General features: G+C 60.1%; 21 protein-coding genes. 15 read left to right on the top strand and 6 right to left on the bottom strand.

From position 1 onward, the window contains the following. Nucleotides 1-39: 39 nt before the first annotated feature. Nucleotides 40-1,659, top strand: coding sequence for a pyoverdine maturation tyrosinase PvdP (gene pvdP, locus CPH89_RS27280; protein WP_053256585.1), 1,620 nt, complete (start codon nt 40-42; stop codon nt 1,657-1,659). On the opposite strand, the gene CPH89_RS27275 is transcribed toward pvdP, so the two are convergent. Then, on the bottom strand, nt 1,652-2,599 hold the full coding sequence (locus tag CPH89_RS27275) for a DUF1853 family protein (protein ID WP_053256584.1): 948 nt from the start codon (nt 2,597-2,599) through the stop codon (nt 1,652-1,654). The two genes, pvdP and CPH89_RS27275, sit on opposite strands and share 8 nt — an antisense overlap. A 143-nt stretch (nt 2,600-2,742) precedes the next feature. Between CPH89_RS27275 and CPH89_RS27270 the strand changes: the two genes are divergently transcribed. The 10 genes from CPH89_RS27270 (at nt 2,743) to CPH89_RS27225 (ending at nt 12,327) form a co-directional block, all read left to right on the top strand. Then, nucleotides 2,743-3,633, top strand: a complete 891-nt coding sequence (locus CPH89_RS27270) for an NAD(+) kinase (protein WP_010210870.1) — start codon at nt 2,743-2,745, stop codon at nt 3,631-3,633. Next, nucleotides 3,630-4,604 carry a metallophosphoesterase gene (locus CPH89_RS27265; protein WP_162232025.1) on the top strand — a complete coding sequence of 325 codons (975 nt, stop codon included), beginning with the start codon at nt 3,630-3,632 and terminating at the stop codon, nt 4,602-4,604. The genes CPH89_RS27270 and CPH89_RS27265 overlap by 4 nt, the downstream gene beginning before the upstream one ends. Further along, nucleotides 4,601-5,470 carry a rhomboid family intramembrane serine protease gene (locus CPH89_RS27260; protein WP_053256582.1) on the top strand — a complete coding sequence of 290 codons (870 nt, stop codon included), beginning with the start codon at nt 4,601-4,603 and terminating at the stop codon, nt 5,468-5,470. Before CPH89_RS27265 ends, CPH89_RS27260 begins: the two co-directional genes overlap by 4 nt. 14 nt (nt 5,471-5,484) lie before the next feature. After that, nucleotides 5,485-5,745 (top strand): YeaC family protein, encoded by a 261-nt coding sequence (locus tag CPH89_RS27255; protein WP_017138108.1) that lies wholly within the window; start codon nt 5,485-5,487, stop codon nt 5,743-5,745. Further along, nucleotides 5,742-6,572: a DUF2797 domain-containing protein gene (locus CPH89_RS27250; protein ID WP_053256581.1), complete on the top strand. Its 831-nt coding sequence runs from the start codon at nt 5,742-5,744 to the stop codon at nt 6,570-6,572. The genes CPH89_RS27255 and CPH89_RS27250 overlap by 4 nt, the downstream gene beginning before the upstream one ends. Nucleotides 6,573-6,585: 13 nt before the next feature. Continuing rightward, nucleotides 6,586-9,243: an aminopeptidase N gene (gene pepN, locus CPH89_RS27245; RefSeq protein ID WP_053256580.1), complete on the top strand. Its 2,658-nt coding sequence runs from the start codon at nt 6,586-6,588 to the stop codon at nt 9,241-9,243. 205 nt (nt 9,244-9,448) lie between these two features. Then, nucleotides 9,449-10,165, top strand: coding sequence for a helix-turn-helix transcriptional regulator (locus tag CPH89_RS27240; RefSeq protein WP_053256579.1), 717 nt, complete (start codon nt 9,449-9,451; stop codon nt 10,163-10,165). Between the two features lie 52 nt (nt 10,166-10,217). After that, nucleotides 10,218-10,553 carry a nuclear transport factor 2 family protein gene (locus tag CPH89_RS27235; RefSeq protein ID WP_053256578.1) on the top strand — a complete coding sequence of 112 codons (336 nt, stop codon included), beginning with the start codon at nt 10,218-10,220 and terminating at the stop codon, nt 10,551-10,553. 15 nt (nt 10,554-10,568) lie between these two features. Beyond that, the gene (zapE, locus tag CPH89_RS27230; protein WP_053256577.1) at nt 10,569-11,687 is read left to right on the top strand and encodes a cell division protein ZapE; all 1,119 of its coding nucleotides are present in this window, start codon (nt 10,569-10,571) and stop codon (nt 11,685-11,687) included. 148 nt (nt 11,688-11,835) lie between these two features. Continuing rightward, a complete protein-coding gene (locus CPH89_RS27225) occupies nt 11,836-12,327 on the top strand; it encodes a GNAT family N-acetyltransferase (RefSeq protein ID WP_053256576.1) in 492 nt (163 codons plus the stop codon). 100 nt (nt 12,328-12,427) lie between these two features. On the opposite strand, the gene CPH89_RS27220 is transcribed toward CPH89_RS27225, so the two are convergent. From CPH89_RS27220 to CPH89_RS30485, 4 genes are all read right to left on the bottom strand, one after another. Beyond that, nucleotides 12,428-12,649, bottom strand: coding sequence for a hypothetical protein (locus tag CPH89_RS27220; protein ID WP_053256575.1), 222 nt, complete (start codon nt 12,647-12,649; stop codon nt 12,428-12,430). 141 nt (nt 12,650-12,790) lie between these two features. Further along, a complete protein-coding gene (locus CPH89_RS27215) occupies nt 12,791-15,019 on the bottom strand; it encodes a TonB-dependent siderophore receptor (RefSeq protein WP_053256574.1) in 2,229 nt (742 codons plus the stop codon). Nucleotides 15,020-15,145: 126 nt separating this feature from the next. Continuing rightward, a complete protein-coding gene (locus CPH89_RS27210) occupies nt 15,146-16,888 on the bottom strand; it encodes a phosphoethanolamine transferase CptA (protein ID WP_053256573.1) in 1,743 nt (580 codons plus the stop codon). A gap of 164 nt (nt 16,889-17,052) precedes the next feature. After that, nucleotides 17,053-17,229, bottom strand: coding sequence for a DUF6026 family protein (locus CPH89_RS30485; RefSeq protein ID WP_167422767.1), 177 nt, complete (start codon nt 17,227-17,229; stop codon nt 17,053-17,055). Between the two features lie 269 nt (nt 17,230-17,498). Between CPH89_RS30485 and gnd the strand changes: the two genes are divergently transcribed. The 3 genes from gnd to CPH89_RS27195 are packed head-to-tail and all read left to right on the top strand — an operon-like array spanning nt 17,499 to nt 20,823. Then, nucleotides 17,499-18,482 carry a phosphogluconate dehydrogenase (NAD(+)-dependent, decarboxylating) gene (gnd, locus tag CPH89_RS27205; protein ID WP_053256572.1) on the top strand — a complete coding sequence of 328 codons (984 nt, stop codon included), beginning with the start codon at nt 17,499-17,501 and terminating at the stop codon, nt 18,480-18,482. Then, nucleotides 18,479-20,002 (top strand): glucose-6-phosphate dehydrogenase, encoded by a 1,524-nt coding sequence (gene zwf, locus CPH89_RS27200; RefSeq protein ID WP_053256571.1) that lies wholly within the window; start codon nt 18,479-18,481, stop codon nt 20,000-20,002. The genes gnd and zwf overlap by 4 nt, the downstream gene beginning before the upstream one ends. Beyond that, nucleotides 19,999-20,823 carry a Cof-type HAD-IIB family hydrolase gene (locus CPH89_RS27195; protein WP_053256570.1) on the top strand — a complete coding sequence of 275 codons (825 nt, stop codon included), beginning with the start codon at nt 19,999-20,001 and terminating at the stop codon, nt 20,821-20,823. Before zwf ends, CPH89_RS27195 begins: the two co-directional genes overlap by 4 nt. 75 nt (nt 20,824-20,898) lie before the next feature. Here CPH89_RS27195 and CPH89_RS27190 read toward each other — a convergent pair whose 3' ends face one another. Then, entirely contained in the window at nt 20,899-21,159 is a 261-nt protein-coding gene (locus CPH89_RS27190; RefSeq protein ID WP_053256569.1) for a hypothetical protein, read from the bottom strand. 344 nt (nt 21,160-21,503) lie between these two features. On the opposite strand from CPH89_RS27190, the gene CPH89_RS27185 reads away from it, so the two are divergent. Then, nucleotides 21,504-22,829: a sigma-54 dependent transcriptional regulator gene (locus CPH89_RS27185; RefSeq protein ID WP_053256568.1), complete on the top strand. Its 1,326-nt coding sequence runs from the start codon at nt 21,504-21,506 to the stop codon at nt 22,827-22,829. Nucleotides 22,830-22,856 lie beyond the last annotated feature (27 nt).

Genomic DNA, 22,856 nt, shown 5'->3' with positions numbered 1-22,856 from the left:
ACGTTCTAGCTCTGATCAAGCCGTTTTCTAAGGTAAACAATGACCATCTCTCGACGTGGCTTCATCGCAGGCCTGGCGCTGACAGGCGCTGCGGTGCCGGCGGCCTTTTATGCCCATCGCGAGCTGACGCGTGAAGAAGAATTCCCCATCACGGCGGGCGAGGCCACGGTGGAGTTGGCCGACACTGCCGGCCAACATTTGGCGAACAGCCTGCGCGGCGTCTGGAGCCTGCGCCTGGAAGGCCATGACGCCGGCATCAAGGGCTTGCCGCTGCAAGGCCTGGAATTGTTGCTCGACATCGCCCCGCGCGGGCGGGGTTTGCGCGGTTACCTGGACACCGCGCAAAACTTGCGTGCCGACGGTGAGCCGCGTTACCGCGTATTGGGTGACCTGCTGACAGGCGAGGGCGCATTGCTCTATTGGCGCCTGATCGACCGCGAGGCGGCCAATGGCGCGCCCGCCTATGAGTTCAAGATGAGCCTCGACGAAGTTTGGGCCGACTTCGCCAACGCCGGCAGCGGGACCCTCAGTGGGCAGATCCTCGACCTCAATCGCCCGCTGGCCCTGACCGAACGCGACAGCCGCTTTATCGCCCACAAGCAGCTGTTTCCCGAGGCTCGCGAGCGTATCGGGCTCAACCCGACCTTGTTGGCCTGGCTGATTTCCCCCGAACACCGGCTGTTTCACCAGCTGTGGCACGCCTCCCGGGACCAGTGGCACAAGCTGTCCGATGAAAAGCGTGACGCCCTGCGCGGCATCGGCTGGCAACCCGGGCCGCGCGGCCAGGAGCGCGACGCGCGCGGCAAACGCAAAGACCGTAATGGTTCGGGCATCGACTTCTTTTTCATGCACCGTCATATGCTCGGCACGGCGCGTTCAATGCAGGACCTGCCGTCGTGGCCGCAATTCCCCGCGCCGCAACCGGCCCTGGAGCGCGATCGCCTGGGTTTTGTGCGGTACTTCGATAATCATGACGGCTTTGCACTACCGCCCACCTGGTCGGCGCCGGATGACAACGATTACACCCAGTGGGTCAGCGATATCAAGGCGGCCGAGACCTACCACAGCAACTTCCAGGTGTGGGAATCCCACTACCGCGACCCGCGCTACCTGGCCAGGCTGACCTTGGGCCAGTTGGGGTCGGAAATGGAGCTGGGCCTGCACGATTGGTTGCACATGCGCTGGGCCTCGGTGCCCCGCGACCCGTCCAACGGCGCACCGGTGCCGTTCGCCCGTGACCCGGCGGACTTTGCCGCGCGTTGGTATGCGCCCGAGAACGATTTCCTCGGCGACCCGTTTTCATCCCATGTAAACCCGGTGTTCTGGCACTTCCACGGTTGGATCGATGACCGAATCGAAGACTGGTTCCGCGCCCATGAGCGGTTTAATCCGGGCGAGGTCAGCCGGCTTGAGGTCAACGGTGTGGCCTGGTTTGCACCGGGGCGCTGGGTGGAAGTGGGAGACCCCTGGCTGGGGCCGGACACCCATGGCTGCAGTACCACGCCGGGTGTACAGAGGGGGCGGTCGATGGAAATGGACCCGGAAACCATGAAGCTGGCGCTACGGATTACATTTGCGGCTGAAGAAGAGGGGCTGCAGGCGTTGTTCAAGCGCGTGCCGAAGCGGCCCTGGTATGCGCGGCACTTGAAGGTCAAGTGAGCCCTGGAACGTTTGGCCAAAGGTCCGCCACCAGGAACAAACGTTCGGCTTCCTCCCAGTCCTCGCCGTTCTGAACCAGCCTTACCAGCAGTTGCGCCGGCGCCATTGGCTCGAGTTCGGCCAGCCAGCCGTGCATCTGCTCCTCGCGCCACACTTCACTGGCCGGGTAATGCGCCGGCGCCAGCCAGGCATGCCGGGGCAGCGGTTGCCAACGCCCCGGCGGGCTAACGCTGACGAAGTCCCGCCAGTCACGCTGATGCAACCAGCGCCCGCGCAGATGCTGCGGGTGAGCGCCGTGGGGCGGTTCGGCCTGGCCCGGCCACGGATAGAGCAAATACCCGCCCAGCCACAAATGTGCATCGAACTGCTGAATATCCAGTGCGGCCAAGGCTGCGCGGCTTTCCGGGCGTGCCGAGATCGGCAGTTGATGCTGGGCAAGGTGCGCCAGCTTGCGGTCCAGCCGGTCATGGCAACCGGGGCCGAGCCATTGCGCGGTGTCATGGCCGTCGCCGTCTTGCGGGCCCAGGTAGAGTTTGATCGCCAGTTCCAGGTGGTGCACGCCTTCGCGGTCGCGCAGCAGCATATCCAGCTCACCCAAGGTATGCCCGGCGCGGCGGATCGGCAGGTTGGCGGCCAGCAACTCCACGCCCGGCGCATGCTGCACGGCGAATTGCCACAGGCGCTCGTAGTACAGGCCCAGGCGGCGAGTGCGTGACATGCTCAGCCAATGCTGCAAGGTGCTGCTGTCTTGATCGAGTGTGCGTAACCAGCGTTCGAGACGATCGGGCGCCTGCACCCAGTCGCTGCCGGCCAGCGGATGGCGTTGTGGCCAAGGCGTTTGCGCAAGCATCGGGGGCGCGAGCATCACCCACGCCAAATCGCGCACCTCGGGGTGCCGCAACTGGCGGGGCAGGTTGAGCAACTCTGGGAACACAGTCATGGTCCGAGCATAGCCTTTTAAGCACGGTACGGGTGGCTGAGAAACATTGTCATCAAGGCCGGTGGCGACAAAGGATTTTGCCTGACGCAGCCTTTCGCCCATAATCGTTCTTTTTGCCACACCCCACATCCCGCAGGAGCCCCATGGAGCAATTTCGCAATATCGGCATTATCGGTCGCCTGGGCAGTACCCAGGTGCTGGACACCGTCCGCCGGCTGAAAAAGTTCCTGTTGGAACGCCACCTGCATGTGATCCTCGAAGACACCATCGCTGAAATCCTCCCGGGCCATGGCTTGCAAACCTCGTCGCGCAAGATGCTCGGCGAAGTCTGTGACATGGTGATTGTGGTGGGCGGCGACGGCAGCCTGCTCGGCGCGGCCCGGGCCCTGGCGCGGCATAACGTGCCGGTGCTGGGGATCAACCGTGGCAGCCTGGGGTTTCTCACGGATATCCGCCCGGATGACCTGGAAGTCGAAGTCGCCAAGGTGCTCGACGGCCATTACCTGGTGGAAAACCGCTTCCTGTTGCAGGCCGAAGTGCGCCGCCACGGTGAAGCCATCGGCCAGGGCGACGCCCTCAATGACGTGGTGCTGCACCCGGGCAAGTCCACGCGGATGATCGAGTTCGAGTTGTATATCGACGGCCAGTTCGTCTGCAGCCAGAAGGCCGACGGCCTGATCGTCGCCACGCCGACCGGTTCGACGGCCTACGCGTTGTCGGCCGGTGGCCCGATCATGCATCCCAAGCTGGATGCCATTGTGATCGTGCCGATGTACCCCCATATGTTGTCCAGCAGGCCGATTGTGGTCGATGGCAACAGTGAGCTGAAAATCGTGGTGTCCAAAGACATGCAGATCTACCCGCAAGTCTCCTGCGACGGGCAGAACCATTTCACCTGCGCCCCCGGTGACACCATCACCGTGAGCAAAAAGGCACAGAAGTTGCGGTTGATCCACCCGCTGGACCACAACTACTACGAAGTGTGCCGGACCAAGTTGGGCTGGGGCAGCCGCTTGGGGGGTGGAGGCGACTGATGCTTGATCCCGCGCGTAGCTACGACCTGATTGGTGACGTGCACGGTTGCGCTCATACCCTTGAGCACTTGCTCGACCAATTGGGTTACCACAAGCAGGGCGGCACCTGGCGCCATCCGTCGCGCATGGCGGTGTTCCTCGGCGATATCATCGACCGTGGCCCACGCATTCGCGAGGCGCTGCATATTGTGCATGACATGGCCGAAGCCGGTCAGGCGCTGTGCATCATGGGCAACCACGAGTTCAACGCGCTGGGCTGGAGCACACCGGCGCCACCGGGCAGTGGCAAGCAGTTCGTGCGCGAGCACAACCCACGCCATGCGCGCTTGATCCATGAAACCCTGACCCAGTTCGAGCACCACCCGGCTGACTGGCATGACTTCCTCGGCTGGTTCTATGACATGCCGTTGTTTGTCGACGCCGGGCGTTTCCGTGTGGTGCATGCCTGCTGGGATGACGGCTTTATCCAGCCGCTGCGCGCCACCTTCCCGGATGGCTGCATCGACCAGCATTTCCTGCAGGCCGCTGCCGTACCGGGCAGTTTTGCCTGCAACGCGTTCGACCGCCTGTTGCGCGGCACCGATATGCGCCTGCCGGATGGCCTGACGCTCACCGGTGGTGATGGCCTGACGCGCTCGTTCTTTCGCACCAAGTTCTGGGAAGACGACCCGAAAACCTACGGCGACATCGTGTTCCAACCCGATGCGCTGCCGGAGCCGGTGGCGCGTACGCCACTGTCGTCCTCGCAGAAAAACTCCCTGCTGCGCTACGGCGTCGATGAACCGTTGTTGTTCGTCGGCCATTACTGGCGCAGCGGCAAACCGGCGCCGATTCGCCCGAACCTGGCCTGCCTGGACTACAGCGCGGTGCTGTACGGCAAGTTGGTGGCCTACCGACTGGACCAGGAAACCCAACTGGATCCGCGTAAATTCGTATGGGTCGACGTTGAGCGGCCCGAGGTGATTTCATGAGTACCGTGGCTGTATTGCGTTTGCCACTGAGCGTCGACCTGGGCGGCTTCGTCAAACTGCTGCAACGCATGCAAGTGCCGCATCGCGTCAGCGAGGAAGCGGGGGAGCAGGTGTTGTGGGTGCCCGAGACCATCAGCGACGACGTGCGCGTGTTGTACCAGCGCTTTCCCGCCGGTGACCCGGACCAGCAACTGGATATTCCCGAGCAGGCGCCTGTGGCGCGTGCTGGCTTAGTCCAGCAATTGCGCATGAGCCCGGTCACGGCGCTGGTGCTGCTGGCCAGCCTGATCGTCGGCGCGGTGACGCTGCTGGGCGAAAACCTGCAAGCCATGAGCTGGCTGACCTTCCTGCCGTTTCACGTCTCGGGCGAGTACATCCAGTTCACGCCGTTCGCCGAGACGATGGCTTCGGGGCAGTGGTGGCGGCTGGTGACTCCGATGCTGATCCACTTCGGCATTCTGCACCTGGCCATGAATGGCATGTGGTACTGGGAGTTGGGCCGGCGCATCGAAGTGCGCCAGGGCAGTATCAACCTGCTCGGCCTGACGTTGTTGTTCAGCCTGGTCTCCAACTACGCTCAATACGCCTATGGCGGCCCCGGCCTGTTTGGCGGCCTGTCCGGCGTGTTGTATGGCTTGCTCGGGCATTGCTGGATTTTTCAATTATTGTCGCCTAACCCGGCCTATCGCCTGCCTCGTGGGGTATTGGTGATGATGCTGGTCTGGCTGGTGCTGTGCCTGTCGGGGCTGGTCTCGATGATCGGCTTCGGCGAAATCGCCAACGCTGCCCACGTTGGCGGCCTGGTTATCGGTTGCCTGACAGGTTTGCTGGGTGGGCTTTACAGCCGCCGCAAAGCGTCTATTTGATAAGGAAGAGCCTCATGTCCTCTTTTGCTGAAATGATCGAAAACATCACCCCGGATATCTACGAGAGCCTCAAGCTCGCCGTGGAAATCGGCAAATGGTCCGATGGTCGCAAGCTCACCGCCGAGCAACGCGAGCTGTCCCTGCAAGCGGTGATTGCCTGGGAAATCCAGAACCTGCCGGAAGAGCAGCGCACCGGCTACATGGGCCCGCAGGAATGCGCGTCCAAATCGGCGCCGGTGCCGAACATTCTGTTCAAGTCGGATGCGATCCATTGATTGAAATCGGTCGCGGTGCAGTCAGCAAAATGTCGGCGCAACTCGGTGAGCCGACCGTTCAATACGCGTTTCGTCTGGGCGACACCGAGGTGCCGGTCAACCCGTTGATCGGCACCCACGTGCGCCTGGAATACCTGGGTGCCATTCATTGCAGCCATTGCGGCCGCAAGACCAAAACCAGTTTCAGCCAGGGTTACTGCTACCCGTGCATGACCAAGCTGGCCCAGTGTGACCTGTGCATCATGAGCCCCGAACGTTGCCATTACGACGCCGGCACTTGCCGTGATCCCGGCTGGGGCGAAACATTCTGCATGACCGACCATGTGGTGTACCTGGCCAATTCGTCGGGGATCAAGGTCGGCATCACCCGGGCCACCCAACTGCCGACGCGCTGGCTCGACCAGGGCGCCAGCCAGGCGCTGCCGATCATGCGCGTCGCGACCCGCCAGCAGTCCGGCTTTGTCGAAGACCTGTTCCGCAGCCAAGTGGCCGACAAAACCAACTGGCGCGCCTTGCTCAAGGGCGATGCGCAATCGGTGGACCTCAAGCAGGTGCGCGACCAGCTGTTTGCCTCTTGCGCTGAAGGCCTGCTGAGTTTGCAGGAACGCTTTGGCCTGCAGGCCATCCAACCGGTGACCGACATCGAACCGATCGAGATCCGTTACCCGGTCGAGCAATACCCGGCCAAGATCGTCAGCTTCAACCTGGACAAGAACCCGATTGCCGAAGGCACGCTGTTGGGGATCAAGGGCCAATACCTGATCTTCGATACCGGCGTTATCAACATTCGTAAGTACACGGCCTATCAGCTCGCCGTGCATCAGTAAAAGGATGCCACCCATGCGCACCGAACAACCGAAGATGATTTACCTGAAGGACTATCAGGCGCCGGACTACCTGATCGAAGAGACGCACCTGACCTTCGAGTTGTTCGAGGACCACAGCCTGGTCCACGCGCAGTTGGTGATGCGCCGCAACCCTGAGCGCGGTGCCGGCCTGCCGCCGCTGGTACTCGATGGCCAACAGCTTGAGCTGCTGACCGTCAACCTGGGCGACCAGGAGCTGACCGAGGCAGACTACCAACTGACCGACAGCCACCTGACCCTGCACCCGACCCGTGAAACCTTCACGGTCGACACCAGCGTGCGCATCCATCCGGAAACCAACACCGCCCTCGAAGGCCTGTACAAATCCGGCAGCATGTTTTGCACCCAGTGCGAGGCCGAGGGCTTTCGCAAGATTACCTATTACCTCGACCGCCCGGACGTGATGAGCACCTTCACCACCACGGTGATCGCCGAGCAACACCGTTACCCGGTGCTGCTCTCCAACGGCAACCCGATTGCCAGCGGACCCGGTGAAGACGGTCGTCACTGGGCGACCTGGGAAGACCCGTTCAAGAAGCCGGCGTACCTGTTCGCGCTGGTGGCCGGTGACCTGTGGTGTGTGGAAGATACGTTCACCACCATGACCCACCGCGAGGTGGCGCTGCGCATTTATGTCGAGCCGGAAAATATCGACAAATGCCAGCACGCCATGACCAGCCTGAAAAAATCCATGCGCTGGGACGAAGAAACCTACGGCCGTGAGTACGACCTCGACATCTTCATGATCGTGGCGGTCAACGACTTCAACATGGGCGCCATGGAGAACAAGGGCCTTAATATCTTCAACTCCAGCGCCGTGCTGGCCCGCGCCGAAACCGCCACCGATGCCGCGCACCAGCGGGTCGAGGCGATCGTTGCCCACGAATACTTCCACAACTGGTCGGGCAACCGCGTGACCTGCCGCGACTGGTTCCAGCTGTCGCTGAAAGAAGGCTTCACCGTGTTCCGGGATTCGGGTTTCTCCGCCGACATGAACTCGGCCACGGTCAAGCGCATCCAAGACGTGGCGTACCTGCGTACGCACCAGTTCGCCGAAGACGCCGGCCCCATGGCCCACGCCGTGCGCCCGGACAGCTTTATTGAAATCTCCAACTTCTACACCCTGACGGTGTACGAAAAGGGCTCGGAAGTGGTCGGCATGATCCACACCTTGCTCGGTGCAGAAGGCTTCCGTAAAGGCAGCGACCTGTACTTCGAACGCCACGACGGCCAGGCCGTGACCTGCGATGATTTCATCAAGGCCATGGAAGACGCGAACGGCGCCGACCTGACTCAGTTCAAACGCTGGTACAGCCAGGCCGGAACCCCGCGTCTGGCGGTGAGCGAGTCCTACGACGCGGCGGCTAAAACCTACAGCCTGACCTTCCGCCAGAGCTGCCCGGAAACCCCGGACAAGGTGCAGAAACTGCCGTTCGTGATTCCGGTCGAGCTGGGCTTGCTGGATGCGAAGGGCGCCGGCATTGCCTTGCGCCTGGCCGGTGAAGCCGCGGCTGGCGGTACGTCCCGGGTTATTTCGGTGACTGAAGCCGAGCAGACCTTCACCTTTGTAGAGATCGCCGAACAGCCGCTGCCCTCGCTGCTGCGTGGCTTCTCGGCGCCGGTGAAGCTGAGCTTCCCGTACAACCGCGATCAACTGATGTTCCTGATGCAGCACGACAGCGATGGCTTCAACCGCTGGGATGCCGGCCAGCAACTGTCGGTGCAGGTGTTGCAGGAACTGATCGCCCAGCATCAGGCCGGCCAGCCGTTGAAGCTGGATCAACGCCTGATCGACGCCTTGCGCGCCGTGCTCAGCGATGAGCGCCTGGATCAGGCGATGGTCGCCGAAATGCTGTCGTTGCCAAGCGAAGCCTACTTGACGGAAATCAGCGAAGTGGCGGATGTCGAAGCCATCCACACTGCCCGTGAGTTTGCCCGTAAGCAGTTGGCTGACAACCTGTTCGAAGGCCTGTGGCTGCGCTACCAGGCCAATCGCGAGCTGTCCCGGCAGACGCCGTATGTTGCGGCGGCCGAGCATTTTGCTCGTCGCGCCTTGCAGAACATTGCGCTGTCGTACCTGATGCTCAGCGGCAAGTCTGAAGTAGTGGCCGCGACCCTGGAGCAGTTCGACGCCTGCGACAACATGACCGAACGCCTGACCGCGCTGGCGGTGCTGGTGAACTCACCGTTCGAGGCAGAAAAAGCCCAGGCATTGGCGGTGTTTGCCGAGAACTTCAAAGACAACCCGTTGGTCATGGACCAATGGTTCAGCGTACAGGCCGGCAGCACCTTGCCGGGCGGGCTGGCGCGGGTCAAAGCGCTGATGGAACACCCGGCCTTCAACCTCAAGAACCCGAACAAGGTACGCGCGCTGGTGGGGGCGTTTGCCGGGCAAAACCTGATCAACTTCCACGCGGCGGATGGCTCGGGCTATCGTTTCCTGGCGGACCTGGTGATCCAATTGAACGCCTTTAACCCGCAGATCGCTTCGCGCCAATTGGCGCCACTGACCCGCTGGCGTAAATACGACAGCGCACGCCAGGCGCTGATGAAGGCGGAGCTGGAGCGCATTCGTGCGTCCGGTGAGCTGTCGAGTGACGTGTTCGAGGTGGTCAGCAAGAGCCTTGCGTAAGTTCTGCCCATAAAAAACGGCCTGTTCAGGCCGTTTTTTTTCGTCTCGGATAATCGCCGGTCATCGTGGTACTCATGCTGTGTTGCCTGGCCCAGCGGTAGGGGCGCGGCCATTCATTTCATCAGCAGTGCGTGTTTGCTGCTGACATTTTCTGACAGGGTGCTCTGCTAAGCTGCGGCACTGTTTCTTTTACGGCGGGATCGACGTGTCACGTACCACTCGTTTACTGACCTTGTTGCAGGCCCTGCGCGGTAAAAAACGCCCGGTAACCGCTGCCGTATTGGCCGCTCAATTGGAGGTGTCCGAGCGCACGCTGTACCGTGATATTGCTGAATTGACTGCACTGGGCGCGCCGATTTTCGGCGAAGCAGGGGTTGGGTATGTGTTACGCAGCGGCCTGTTTCTGCCGCCATTGATGCTCAATGCCGAGGAAACCGAAGCGATCGTGCTGGGGTTGCGCTACGTGGACCAGCGTGGCGATGACGTGCTGAGCCGTGCGGCCGCCAATGCTTTGGCGAAGATTGCCGACGTGCTCGACCCTGCCGCGCAGGAAGCCCTGCGTAATCCGACGCTGCTGCCTGGGCCGCCCGGGTTTGGCTACCCGGAGAACCGCGTGCCGCTTAACGTGTTTCGCGAGGCGATTCGGCAGCAAGCCAAACTGCATATGGAGTACGCGGACGCCAGCCAGACCCAGAGCCAGCGGCTGATCTGGCCACTGGCCCTGGGCTTTCTCAATGAGGTGCGGGTGATCGTGGCGTGGTGCGAGTTGCGCGGTGCTTATCGCACCTTTCGCACCGACCGGGTGGCCGCCGCCGAGGTCCAGGAGACGCGTTATCCGGGGCGGCGCAGCGACCTGTTACGGGCGTGGCGCAAGGTGATGGAACAGAATGAATCGGCGCCCTTTACTCCTGACAAAAACTGACACAGCTCTGGCTTAGCATGACGCCATAAATTGCTAAAAAAGGAGCTGTGCCATGTCCCTGCCTGAATTGGCCCCCGCCATTGCGGCGTATATCACTGCGGCCAATACCCGTGATACCTCGGCCATTACCGACTGTTTCGCCGAGGATGCCAACGTCTTCGATGAAGGGCAGCATCAAGTCGGTACGGCCGCCATCGCCCGTTGGATGGAAGACACCGGGCGGCGTTATCAGCCCAGGGTCGAGGTGATCAAGGTGCAGCATCGCACCGGCAAGGTGTTGGTCAGTAACGTGGTGTCCGGGAATTTTCCGGGCAGTCCGCTGGAGTTGCGCTACACCTTTCGCCTGAACGCGCAGGGCAAGATTTCACGGCTGGATATCTCTGTGTAAGTCATACTGGCACGCATGACTTTTGAATCGCCGCTCACGGCCTACCAACACGCCATCGCCCAGCAGGGGTTTGTGCCTGACGACGCTCAGCGCCGTGCGGTGCAAGCCTTGCAAACCTGCCATGAAGCCTTGCACGAAGGGCGCTCGCCGATTCCCGGGGTTTACCTCTGGGGGCCGGTCGGTCGGGGTAAAACCTGGTTGATGGACCAGTTCTATCAAAGCCTGCGAGTGCCTGCGCGGCGCCAGCATTTTCATCATTTCATGGGGTGGGTGCATCAGCGTCTGTTCCAGCTCAGCGGCATCCACGACCCCTTGCAGTCCTTGGCGCGGGAGCTCAGCCGGGAAGTGCGTGTGCTGTGTTTCGACGAGTTGTTCGTCAATGACATCGGTGACGCGATCATTCTCGGCCGCCTGTTCCAGGTGATGTTCGAAGAAGGAGTGGTGATGGTCTGCACCTCGAATCAGCCTCCCGACCAGCTGTACGCCGGTGGTTTCAATCGCGAGCGTTTCCTGCCGGGTATCGAGGCGATCATGCAGCACATGCAGGTGGTGGCGGTAGACGGCGGTGAAGACCACCGTTTGCACCCCGGTGTGGGGCTGCAGCGCTATTGGGTGGACCAGCCGCACGCGCTCGCCACGGTGTTCACACAATTGACCGAAGGGCAGGCGCTGGGCAGCGGGCCGATCAGTGTTGGTTTCCGCTCGATTGTGACGGTGCAGTACAGCGACACGGTGCTCTGGTGTCGCTACGTGGAGCTGTGCGAGCAACCGCTGGCCGCGATGGACTTCATGTTGCTGTGCGATCGCTTCAAGGCGATCCTGCTCGGTGACGTCCCCAACCTGAGCGCACAAAAACGCCCGGGCCGGATTGCCCGTGGCACTGAGGATGCTGCGCAGCGCGTGGTGGCCGGTGATCGCGAGTTGCCTGAGCTGTCGGTGCACGATGACAGTGTGCGGCGCTTTATCGCCCTGGTCGACGAATGCTACGACCGTAAGGTGCCGTTGTTCATTGAGGCCCGCGTACCGCTGGAGCGTCTCTACACCGAAGGCTACCTGGAGTTTCCGTTCCGCCGCACCCTCAGCCGCTTGCAGGAGATGCAGTTGCAGCGCTTTGGTGCATCGGGCAACGCCTAAAAGACGGATGACAGCGTTTTATGTGCACAACCTGCGTACTTTCTGTCAGGTATTTGTCGTAAATCGCCTTCATCTGCGGCCGAGTCCATGCTTACAATCGTCGCTTCAAAGGGAACCGATTCCCTTGTTGTCGTGATTGAGGAAGGAAATGGACACCCCAGACATCCTGGTACTGCAAGCCAGTTACACCAACCCCGTGCACGCCGAGGCCATCGGCCTGGTGCTCAACCATTATGCTGAAGACCCCATGGGTGGCGGCCATACGTTGCCTGCTGACCTGTTGCAGCAACTGCCGGCCGAACTCGCCAAGCGCCCCCACGCGTTCAGCGTACTGGCGTTTGTCGGTGGTGAACCGGCGGGGCTGGTCAATTGTTTTGAAGGGTTCTCGACGTTCGCCTGCCGTCCATTGATCAACGTGCACGACGTGGTGGTGATGAATCAGTTTCGTGGCCTGGGCTTGAGCCAGAAGATGTTGCAAAAGGTCGAAGAGATCGCGCGTCAGCGAGGTTGCTGCAAGATCACCCTGGAAGTGCTTGAAGGCAATGATGTAGCGCAAGCGGCATACCGCAAGTTCGGTTTTGATGATTCGATTTTTGATCCCGCCCATGGGCGTATGCTGTTCTGGAGTAAGCCGCTTTAATAAATCAAATGCAAAAAAAGGCGCCATTAAATGGCGCCAAGTTAACCTTTGCCAAAGGAGCGGGATGGCACAGGGTCATGCGGATTAACTAACGATTAAATCAGCTATTGGGGCGTTGCTCTGCACTGGTTTGATCGGCAGTGCCAGTCTTAACATTCTTGCCGTCGGCCAGCGCAGTTTGATCCGTTGTGCCGTGCGTCTTCTGCTGCATAAACGTGAAGTTGTTATAGAACTCCTTCGAGCGCTCTGCGCCGCCTTCTGCAAAGGCGGCTGCGGAGGTCAGGGTCATCAAGCTGGCGAGCATCAAGGTGGAGAGTTTCATGGCAGTATTCCCATTAAGAGTAAGAAGTGTCTGATCGCTTCGTGATCCGATTCGTGAAGCGACTATGGCGCTCGCTTATTAAGTGGGAATTAACGTGGTGCGGCCCTGAAGTTAACGTTTTTGTTAACTTCGGGCTCGGTGTTATAGCCGCCAGTCCAGCGCCAGCGTGAGGGAGCGCGGTTCTCCCCAATACACGCCGTTATAAAAGCCGACGCGTTCGTAATATTTTTTATCAAATAGATTATTGACGTTGATTGAGGCCGAAACATGTTCGTCGAACTGGTAGCGCGACATCAGGTTGACGACGGTGTAGGCCTGTTGCGTGATTTTGGCGCTTTCGGTCATCAGGTCGCCGTTATCGTCTCGCGCACCTGTCGGGCGCCGGGCAACGTCGTAGGCATCGCTTTGCCAGTTCACCGCGCCACCCACCGTCAAGCCACGCCATTGTCCCGGCAGGCGATAGGCCGTCGAGACCTTCAACAGATTGAGTGGCTGGTTGCGGTTGGCGCGCTGCTTCTCGCCATTGCGCGAGTGGGTATAGGTGTAGCCTGCGGTAAGGTTCCAGTCCGGCATGACTTCGCCCGATACCTCCACCTCAAAGCCTTGCACCTTATTGCCTTTACCGCCTGATTTGTAGAATTGCTCGCGTGTGATTGGATCCGGCGGTGCACTGTTATCGAGCTCGGCGACGTTATCCTGAGTGCTCCAGAAATAAGCGCTGGCCAGGTTGAGACGCTCGTTGAGCAGGCTGCCCTTGAGGCCGATCTCATAGTTGCTGCCCACCACCGGCTCCAGGTACTTCTTGCTGGCGTCGCGTTCGTCCTGTGGGTTGAAAATATCGGTGTAGCTGGCATACACGGTGTATTCGGGTGTTAGGTCGTAGAGCACGCCGGCATACGGCGTCCACATGTCGTTGTGGGTCTGGCTGGTTTTACTGGCGTTGATCAGCTGATTATTGCTGTTGTAGTCAGGCGAGACCGTTTCGCTTTCCCAGCTGCCATAGCGGCTTCCCAGCACGGCGTGCAGTCGGTCGGTGAGGCTCAGGCGGGTGGCGAGGTAGCCCGCCTTCTGTTTTTTACGGCTGTGCTCGCCCTTCAGGCCGGTGGTGCGGTCGGGGAATTTAACGATGCCGCCCATGTGTTGCCACTGGTTGATGTGTTCGTAGCCCGCAGGCGTTGTGTAGCGCTGGAATGGCGAAGTGTCGCGCTGTTCGGACTCGCCGTACCCGACCATCAGCTCATGTTCGCGTCCAAACAATGAATAAGCGCCAGCGAGATTGAAATCCACCACGTCCATTTTCGACGTGCCGACCATCTGGTTGGTCCAGGCACTCATGCCGCTGCCATCCGGATTGGGGAAGCCGGCACCGCCGTAATACACCTTGCCATCAGTGTCGCTCTGTCGATGGGTGTAGGCGGCTTTCAGGCGCCAGTCGGGGGACAGTTTGTGGTCGATGGAGGCGAAGGTGGTCTTGTCTTTCAGCGGCCAGGAGCTCCAGTCGGTGGCCATGTTTGCCGAGCGCGAGAGCCGCGCCTTGCTGCCGTCGCTGTTCCAATAGGGCAGGGTGCCCCAGGAGGTGCCTTGCACATGTTTGTTCTGATAGTCGAAACCTGCGGAAATCACGGTGTCGTCCGTCAGGTCGCCTTCGAGAATGCCGTAGCCCACTTCCCGTTGCAGCGCGTAGTTATCGCGATAGGACTGGCTGTCACGGTAAGCCAGTACGGTGCGCCCGCGCAGGCGTCCATCGAACGCCAGGGGGCCGCCCACATCGACGTAGCTGTAGTAGTTGTCATGGCTGGCAGCGCTGACGCCGGTCCGGGCTTGCCAGTCGGCAGTAGGCCGTTTGCGGATCATGTTGACCGTGGCCGAAGGGTCGCCCGCGCCGGTGGTCAGGCCTGTGGCGCCGCGTACGACCTCGATGCGGTCGTAAATGATGGTGTCGGCATCTGACTTCATCCGCCCGAAGGTGCTGAGCATGCCGTCAACCTGGAAGTTGTTGATCGAATAGCCACGGGATGAGTAACCCGCCCGATCCGAGTCCAGGTGCTGCACCGTTACCCCTGTGGTCTGGCGCAGGGCGTCGGTCAGCGTATTGAGGTTGAAGTCATCCAGCTGCTGGCGGGTGATCACCGAGATGGATTGCGGGGTTTCCTTGATGGACAGGTTCAGGCGAGTGGCAGTGCTCATCGAGCCGGTGGTGTAGGCCTGGGTGTGCTCGGTAGTGGCACCCAGGCCTTCGGCGGTGACGCGGGTGCTGCCCAGCTCCAGCACGGTGTGTTCGGGGTCGGTTTCGGCCAGCAGTTCCGGGCTCAGCACCACGCTGAACAGGCCAACGGTGAAGGTCATGGAGCGGGTAAAAGGTGCAAGCATTGCGGCAGACTCCTTGTCTTTGTGGCCTTCTCGATAAGAGAAGGCCTTGGCTCAAAGACGAAAGGAGGCGTGGAACTTTAGGCTTAAACGAGAATGATTGTTATCTTTTTGCCGCGGAGCCTGTGATCACTTAACCACCACCTCGGTGGTATCAGTGCTCTTCGGCTTGAGCAGGCTGAAATCAATCAGGCCCTTTTTCTGGCCGATGTAGGGATCGCCAATCATCAGCGGACGCGGCTTGAAGCTGTCGCTGACCAGGCTTTTGCTGCGGTCCCATTCATCAAAACTCAACCCCGCCAAATCAGCCCAGGTGTGAATCAGCTGTGAGCTGCTGGAGGCGCGCTGTAAGTCGCCGGCGAAGCTCCAGTCATGGGTTTCGCGCCATTTCGGTGAGGCGTAGGCCATGAATGGGATGGTGTACATCGGCGCGGTGGGTTTGCCTTCGTTACGTCCCAGGGTGCTATGGCCCGCCGAGTCGTAGACGTCTTCGCCATGGTCCGAAAGGTACAACAGGAAGCCGTTGGGGTCGGTCTTGGCGTAATCCTTGATCAGGCTCGACACCACGAAGTCGTTGTACAACACCGCGTTGTCGTAGCTGTTGTAGATCGGCAGCTGGGCGTCGCTGATGCCGGCCGGTACGCCCTGGCGATCAGTGAATTTCTCAAAGGTCGGCGGGTAGCGGTACTGGTAGCTCATGTGGGTGCCGAGCAAATGCACCACGATGAATTTGCGCTCGGCGGGGTCGGCCATGGCCTTGGCGAACGGCGCGAGTACGTCGCCGTCGTATTGGCGGGCGTTCTGGTTGCGGTTGTTATTAAGGTACACCTGCTCGTCGGCCTGTTCGGAGAAGGTCGTAAGCATGGTGTTGCGCTTGGTCATGGTCTGCTGGTTGGTGATCCAGTAGGTCTTGTAGCCGGCCTGTTTCATCACGCTGACAATCGACGGCGTCTTGAGGTACAGGTCCGGGTTCTCTTCATCAGCGAACGTCAGCACTTGTTGAAGCGCTTCAATCGTGTACGGGCGTGGGGTGATGACGTTGTTGAACACCGCCAGTTGGTCGCGCAGCTTGTCCAGCTCCGGTGTGGTGTTGCGCGGGTAGCCATAAAGGCTCATGCGCTGGCGGTTGGTGGATTCACCGATCACCAGCACCAGGGTAGCCGGCTGCCCGGCCATGGTGTCCTTGAGGTTCTTCAAGGGCGGGATCTTGCTGGCGCTGGTCAGCATGCCTTGCATGTTGTTGAGCTGTTCGGTGTAGCGGCGGTAAGCGACGATCATCTGCCATGGCACGGCGGGCTCGACACGGGACTCGAAGCCGTCGATGGCCAGTTCCATGGTCGGGTTGGTCGCAATCTGTTTAACCAGCGGGTAACCGACCACCGCCAGCACGATGGCGGTCGCCGCGAGCATCGCTTGGCCTCGTGGCAGGTAAACCGGGCGCAGGCGCGTCCACAGGAAAACCGCCATGGCGGTATGGGCGAGAAACGCCAGCACAATCCACCAGGCGAAGTATTGGGTCGCGTATTCACCCGCTTCAGAAATGTTCGACTCGAACATGATGAAGATGACGCTTTGGGAAAATTCCTGCTGGTAGATGAAGAAATAACCCAGGCTGGCCATGGAGCAGGCCCACAGCACGATGCCGATCAAGGCGGCAAGCAGGCGCGTACGTCGCGGGAAGAGCAGCATCGGCGCGAGCCAGAACGCACTCAGGAAGAAGGCTTGACGAAAACCGCTGAAACCGGAGGTGCCGGTCAGCTGGATCAGGAGTTGGGTGATTCCCGAGAAATACCAGAAAAACAGAAACAGCCAGCCGAGACCGGCCCAATCAAAGCCTTTCGCAGACGTGGTGCTGCGTTTGAACATCGCCATCCAGTAATCCAACCCGATAATTTTTGCAGTTGACGCGCAAGGACGCACGCAACAGAGGCCACCCATGCATGGGGTGGCCCTTCTTCGCGGGAGTATCGAGAGGGATATGTGAAAACTTTGTGAGAATTTTGTGGACGTTATCTTACATTCTGTTCAGCGGCGGTTCAGCAAAGGGCTGATCGGGCGGCTGACGTCTGATCCAGCTGGGCTTGCAGGTGTGAGCGCAGGCGCAGGACTTCCTGCTGCAGTTGATCGCGCTCATCTTTCAATTGGCGCAATTCATCGCGACGGACGCTGACGTAAAGGGTCTGTGGCGGGCGGGTCGTCTGTGCTGTGCTCATTGCTTACCTCGCAAATAGCCGGTAGATCGCGGTGCCGGAACGCATGAGTCGCGCTGCTCGGCAACAGTCAGCGCAATTCTGAATTCTTTTCTGGGGCAATGGAACTTTTTTATTTTTGGTGGTCGCTGTGACTTTTTGGGCGGTGATGCTGAAACGCTGGCATTTTTTTGTGATGAAACTACACGGATCCGCTCTGGACTAACCCTCAATAGGCTCATTGCGCTATAAACTATGTCACACATTTATTTAGTAGTTAGGAGCATCAGCACATGCAACTGGGGATTATCGGACTAGGCCGCATGGGCGGTAACATTGCGCGGCGCCTGATGCTCAATGGGCATACCACCGTTGTATACGACCGTAACGAAGCATTCGTCAAAGGCTTGAGCGAGGAGGGCGCCACCGGCGTTGCCGACTTGAAGGCGTTGGTCGCCGGGCTGCAAAAGCCACGCGCCGTGTGGGTGATGTTGCCGGCAGGCGCCCCCACCGAAGACACGATTAATCAATTGAGTGAGCTGCTTGAAGACGGTGACGTGATCATCGATGGCGGCAATACCATGTACAAAGATGACATCCGTCGCGCTCAAGCGTTGTCGGTGAAAGGTCTGCATTACGTCGACGTCGGCACCTCCGGTGGCGTCTGGGGGCTGGAGCGCGGCTATTGCATGATGATCGGTGGTGACGCCGAAACCGTGCAGCGTCTCGACCCGATCTTCGCCAGCCTGGCACCGGGCCTGGGCAACATCCCTCGCACCAAAGACCGTTCTGTCTCCGCCGACAGCCGCGCCGAGCAGGGTTACATTCATGCCGGCCCAGCTGGTTCCGGGCACTTTGTGAAGATGATTCACAACGGCATTGAGTACGGGATGATGCAGGCCTTTGCCGAAGGCTTCGACATCCTCAAGACTAAAAACTCCGACAACCTGCCGGAGCACGAGCGCTTCGACCTCAACGTTGCCGATATCGCCGAAGTGTGGCGCCGTGGCAGCGTGGTGTCGTCGTGGCTGTTGGACCTGACCGCTGACGCGCTGGCCACTGACCCGAAACTCGACGGTTACTCCGGCTCCGTGGCCGACAGTGGCGAAGGCCGCTGGACCATCGAAGCGGCGATGGAGCAAGCGGTGCCGGTACCGGTGCTGTCGACCTCGCTGTTCGCACGGTTCCGTTCCCGCCAGCAGAGCACCTACGGTGACAAAATGCTCTCTGCCATGCGCTTCGGCTTTGGCGGCCATGTGGAGACTTCCAAAAAATGACGGCTAACGGCAAGAAACTCAAGGCCGAACCTGCACCCCCAACCACACTGTTCCTGTTTGGCGCCCATGGCGACCTGGTCAAGCGCCTGCTCATGCCGGCGCTGTACAACCTGAGCCGCGACGGGCTGCTCGGCGACGGCCTGCGCATTGTCGGCGTTGACCACAATGCCATCAGCGACGCGGACTTTGCCAAGAAGCTCGAGGATTTCATTCGCACCGAGGCCGCGAGCAAGGTCAAGGGCAAGGGTGAAAATGCCCTTGACCCCGAACTGTGGGCCCAGTTGGCCAAAGGCATCAGCTACGTCGAGGGTGATTTCCTCGACGACAGCACCTATGCCGACATCGCCAACAAGATCGCCGACAGCGGCACCGGCAACGCGGTGTTTTACCTGGCCACTGCACCGCGCTTCTTCAGTGAAGTGGTGCAGCGCCTGGGCAGCGCCGGTCTGCTCGAGGAAAGCGATGAGGCCTTCCGCCGCGTGGTGATCGAAAAACCGTTCGGCTCCGACCTGGCAACCGCCGAAGCGCTGAACGCCTGCCTGCTCAAGGTGATGAGCGAGAAGCAGATCTATCGCATCGACCATTACCTGGGCAAGGAAACGGTGCAGAACATTTTGATCAGCCGTTTCTCCAACGTGCTGTTCGAAGCGTTCTGGAACAACCATTACATCGACCACGTGCAAATCACCGCGGCGGAAACCGTCGGTGTGGAAACCCGGGGTAATTTCTTCGAAAAAACCGGCACCCTGCGGGACATGGTGCCCAACCATCTGTTCCAGTTGCTGGCGATGGTGGCCATGGAGCCGCCCGCGGCGTTTGGCGCCGATGCAGTGCGCGGTGAAAAGGCCAAGGTCGTCGGCGCTATTCGCCCGTGGTCTTTGGAAGATGCCCGCGCCAACTCGGTACGCGGCCAGTACACCGCTGGCGCAATCGCTGGCAAGCAACTGCCCGGTTACCGCGAAGAAGCCAATGTCGCGCCCGACAGCAGCACCGAGACGTTCGTTGCGCTCAAGGTGATGATCGACAACTGGCGCTGGGTCGGCGTGCCGTTTTACCTGCGAACCGGCAAGCGCATGAGCATTCGCGACACGGAAATCGTGATCTGCTTCAAGCACGCACCGTATGCACAGTTCCGCGATACCGACGTGGATGAGCTCAAGCCCACCTACCTGAAAATCCAGATCCAGCCGAATGAAGGCATGTGGTTCGACCTGTTGGCGAAAAAGCCTGGGCCGACCCTGGAGATGGCTAATATCGAGTTGGGTTTCGACTACAAGGACTTCTTCGAAATGCAGCCATCGACCGGGTATGAAACCCTGATCTATGACTGCATGACCGGTGACCAGACCTTGTTCCAGCGCGCCGACAACATCGAAAATGGCTGGCGTGCGGTGCAGCCGTTCCTTGATGCCTGGAAGGAAGACAATGGTATCCAGACCTACAAGGCCGGTGAAGACGGCCCGGCAGCGGCCGACGCCTTACTGGCCCGAGATGGCCGCACCTGGCATAGCCTCGGATGAGTGACGCAGCGATTCATCCCATCCGTTTTATCCTCAGCGATGTGGACGGCACGTTGTTGCATCCGGACCACAGCCTGAGCCAGCGCACGGCAGATGCCATTCGCGCCTTGCGCGACGCCGGGGTGTTTTTCAGCCTGGCCAGTGGGCGGCCACCCAAGGCCATGCGGCACCTGATCGAAACCTTCGGCATTGATGTTCCGGTCGCCGGCTTTAATGGCGGCACGCTGATCAACCCGGATGGCAGCATCCTGGTTGCTCATCATCTGCCGATGGAGGCGGCGCTGGTGACCCTGGCGCTGTTTTCAGCAGAGCCGGACGTAGAGGTTTGGGTGTTTGCCGACGGTGATTGGCTGCGCCGTGACCGATCCGGGCCGATGGAGCAGCGTGAAGCCAATGGCCTCGGTTATGGGCCAGTGGTGGTGGAGAGTTTTGAGCCGTACCTGGATCGGGTCGACAAGATCGTCGCTGCCAGCAATAACACGCAGTTGCTGGTGACGCTCGAAGCTCAGTTGCAGCCCAAGGTGCACGGCTTGGCTCAGGTGTCACGCTCGCAGCCGGTGTACCTGGACGTAACCGCCATGCTGGCCAACAAGGGCGAGGCCTTGAAGACCCTGGCGGCGCACCTTGGCGTGCCCATGGAGCAGACGGCGGCCATCGGCGACGGTGGCAATGACCCGGCAATGTTTCAGGTTGCCGGCTTGTCGATTGCCATGGGGCAGGCGGAAGAGGCGGTCAAGCGCCAGGCCAATGTAGTGACCGGCAGTAATATCGACAACGGTGCCGCAGAAGCGATCGAACGGTTTATTCTCGCGGCACAGTAAGCGTCCACTGTACGCTGACTGAATGTGCGCTCATTGTGGTGTGGTCATGCAATGAGCGCACGTTGCAGTCTCGATTTACTTCGGCATTGCCCACGACGTTAACTGATGGCCGTTTTTGTCGAGTTCAGCACGGGCTTGCAACAACAAATCTTCCAATTGCGCCGGGTCGGTATAAGTGCTCGACGTCAGGTGTTTGCTGCCGATACGGGTATTGGTACGGTCGATGACGCTCAGGCTGAGGGCGCCATTGCCATCGTGCCAGGCCACGCACTGAAAGGGTTGGAAAGCACGGTCTGCGATCAAAAGAGCTTCGTTGATGCGGAGCGGGGCGTTCATGTGGGTCTTCTCTCTAAATGCCCAATCAAGTGAATGCCGTCGGTTGGGCGAGCCAGGCGGCGAGTTACTTGTACTGATGCACGATGGCGGGGTACGGGTCACATCTTAGAACAACAAATTTCGACCTTTCGTGATTGACGTCATGTAAGCGACTGTTTTAACAGCCCAATCAACGTTCTCTTGGGTTGCAACTTTTTACCTGCAACCGCCGTGAGGTGGCTTTTTGCCAACACTTATAGCGAAACGGTACAAGAACAGCGTCAATATCTTGCTAGTGTTAGCGGCAGGTTTCACAAACCTTTGTTTATAAATAACTTTAACAATTTTGGCGCCAAGGAATAGTCATGGTTGTTACACCTGTTCAGCGACGCCTTTTGGTGGTTGACCCCTGCGATGACTGTCACGGCCTGTTGCCTGGCCTGCGCGCCGCCGGGTGGGAGGTGGACAGCTGCGCCCTGAGCGCCGTGGGTGATCGGTCGTGTGATGTGGGGCTGTTGCGTTTACAGCCCTTTCACCTGGAGCGTCCCGAAGCGGTCAAGGAACTGATCAGCCGCAGTGGCACCGAATGGATCGCCGTGCTCAGTCAGGATGTTTTGCGCCTGCAAAATGTCGGTGATTTTGTCTGTGAGTGGTTTTTTGACTTCCACACCTTGCCGTTTGATGTCGCGCGCGTGCAGGTCACCCTCGGGCGTGCGTTCGGTATGGCGCGCCTGCGGGGCAAAGGCCACACGCTGATTGATGCGCAGGAACATGAGTTGCTGGGTGACAGCCGACCGATCCGCGAGTTGCGCAAATTACTGGCCAAACTCGCGCCAACGGAGTCTCCCGTGTTGATTCGGGGCGAAAGCGGCACCGGCAAAGAGTTGGTGGCCAAGACGCTGCATCGTCAATCCCAGCGCCATGCCAAGCCGTTTGTCGCAATCAACTGCGGCGCGATTCCCGAGCACCTCATCCAGTCCGAACTGTTCGGCCATGAAAAAGGCGCGTTCACCGGTGCTCATCAGCGTAAGGTCGGGCGGATCGAGGCGGCCCACGGTGGCACCTTGTTTCTCGATGAAATTGGCGATTTGCCGATGGAATTGCAAGCCAATCTGTTGCGTTTTCTCCAGGAAAAACAGATCGAACGCGTTGGCGGCAGCCAGCCCATTGCAGTGGATGTGCGGGTGTTGGCAGCCACCCACGTTGATCTGGAAGCCGCGGTTGCAAAGGGCTCGTTTCGAGAAGACTTGTATTACCGGCTCAATGTCCTGCAGGTGGTGACTGCGCCCCTGCGTGAGCGACATGGCGACGTGGCCATGCTGGCCAATCACTTCTCGCGCTTCTACAGTCAGGAAACCGGGCGTCGGCCACGCAGTTTCAGCGAGGAGGCCCTCGTTGCAATGGGGCAACACCCGTGGCCGGGGAATGTGCGCGAGTTGGCCAACCGCGTGCGCCGTGGCCTGGTACTGGCAGAAGGGCGCCAGATCGAAGCCGTTGATCTGGGACTCCAAGACGAACCAGCAATCGTGCCGCCGATGGCTACACTGGAAGATTATAAGCACCGCGCCGAACGTCAGGCGTTGTGTGATGTGCTCAACCGGCACAGCGATAACCTGAGCATCGCGGCCCGCATGCTGGGCGTGTCCCGGCCGACGTTCTACCGGTTGCTGCACAAACACCAGATCCGCTAGGGCGGGTAAACCGAAAAGCCCCGCAAC

Source organism: Pseudomonas fluorescens (assembly GCF_900215245.1).
GTDB lineage: Bacteria > Pseudomonadota > Gammaproteobacteria > Pseudomonadales > Pseudomonadaceae > Aquipseudomonas > Aquipseudomonas fluorescens.
This window is presented reverse-complemented; position numbering and strand designations above follow the sequence as displayed.

Coding starts and splice junctions, on each gene's coding strand:
- pvdP (WP_053256585.1), top strand. CDS start 40: ATGACCATCTCTCGACGTGGCTTCATCGCAGGCCTGGCGCTGACAGGC.
- CPH89_RS27275 (WP_053256584.1), bottom strand. CDS start 2,599: ATGACTGTGTTCCCAGAGTTGCTCAACCTGCCCCGCCAGTTGCGGCAC.
- CPH89_RS27270 (WP_010210870.1), top strand. CDS start 2,743: ATGGAGCAATTTCGCAATATCGGCATTATCGGTCGCCTGGGCAGTACC.
- CPH89_RS27260 (WP_053256582.1), top strand. CDS start 4,601: ATGAGTACCGTGGCTGTATTGCGTTTGCCACTGAGCGTCGACCTGGGC.
- CPH89_RS27255 (WP_017138108.1), top strand. CDS start 5,485: ATGTCCTCTTTTGCTGAAATGATCGAAAACATCACCCCGGATATCTAC.
- pepN (WP_053256580.1), top strand. CDS start 6,586: ATGCGCACCGAACAACCGAAGATGATTTACCTGAAGGACTATCAGGCG.
- CPH89_RS27235 (WP_053256578.1), top strand. CDS start 10,218: ATGTCCCTGCCTGAATTGGCCCCCGCCATTGCGGCGTATATCACTGCG.
- zapE (WP_053256577.1), top strand. CDS start 10,569: ATGACTTTTGAATCGCCGCTCACGGCCTACCAACACGCCATCGCCCAG.
- CPH89_RS27225 (WP_053256576.1), top strand. CDS start 11,836: ATGGACACCCCAGACATCCTGGTACTGCAAGCCAGTTACACCAACCCC.
- CPH89_RS27220 (WP_053256575.1), bottom strand. CDS start 12,649: ATGAAACTCTCCACCTTGATGCTCGCCAGCTTGATGACCCTGACCTCC.
- CPH89_RS27215 (WP_053256574.1), bottom strand. CDS start 15,019: ATGCTTGCACCTTTTACCCGCTCCATGACCTTCACCGTTGGCCTGTTC.
- CPH89_RS27210 (WP_053256573.1), bottom strand. CDS start 16,888: ATGGCGATGTTCAAACGCAGCACCACGTCTGCGAAAGGCTTTGATTGG.
- CPH89_RS30485 (WP_167422767.1), bottom strand. CDS start 17,229: ATGAGCACAGCACAGACGACCCGCCCGCCACAGACCCTTTACGTCAGC.
- gnd (WP_053256572.1), top strand. CDS start 17,499: ATGCAACTGGGGATTATCGGACTAGGCCGCATGGGCGGTAACATTGCG.
- zwf (WP_053256571.1), top strand. CDS start 18,479: ATGACGGCTAACGGCAAGAAACTCAAGGCCGAACCTGCACCCCCAACC.
- CPH89_RS27195 (WP_053256570.1), top strand. CDS start 19,999: ATGAGTGACGCAGCGATTCATCCCATCCGTTTTATCCTCAGCGATGTG.
- CPH89_RS27190 (WP_053256569.1), bottom strand. CDS start 21,159: ATGAACGCCCCGCTCCGCATCAACGAAGCTCTTTTGATCGCAGACCGT.
- CPH89_RS27185 (WP_053256568.1), top strand. CDS start 21,504: ATGGTTGTTACACCTGTTCAGCGACGCCTTTTGGTGGTTGACCCCTGC.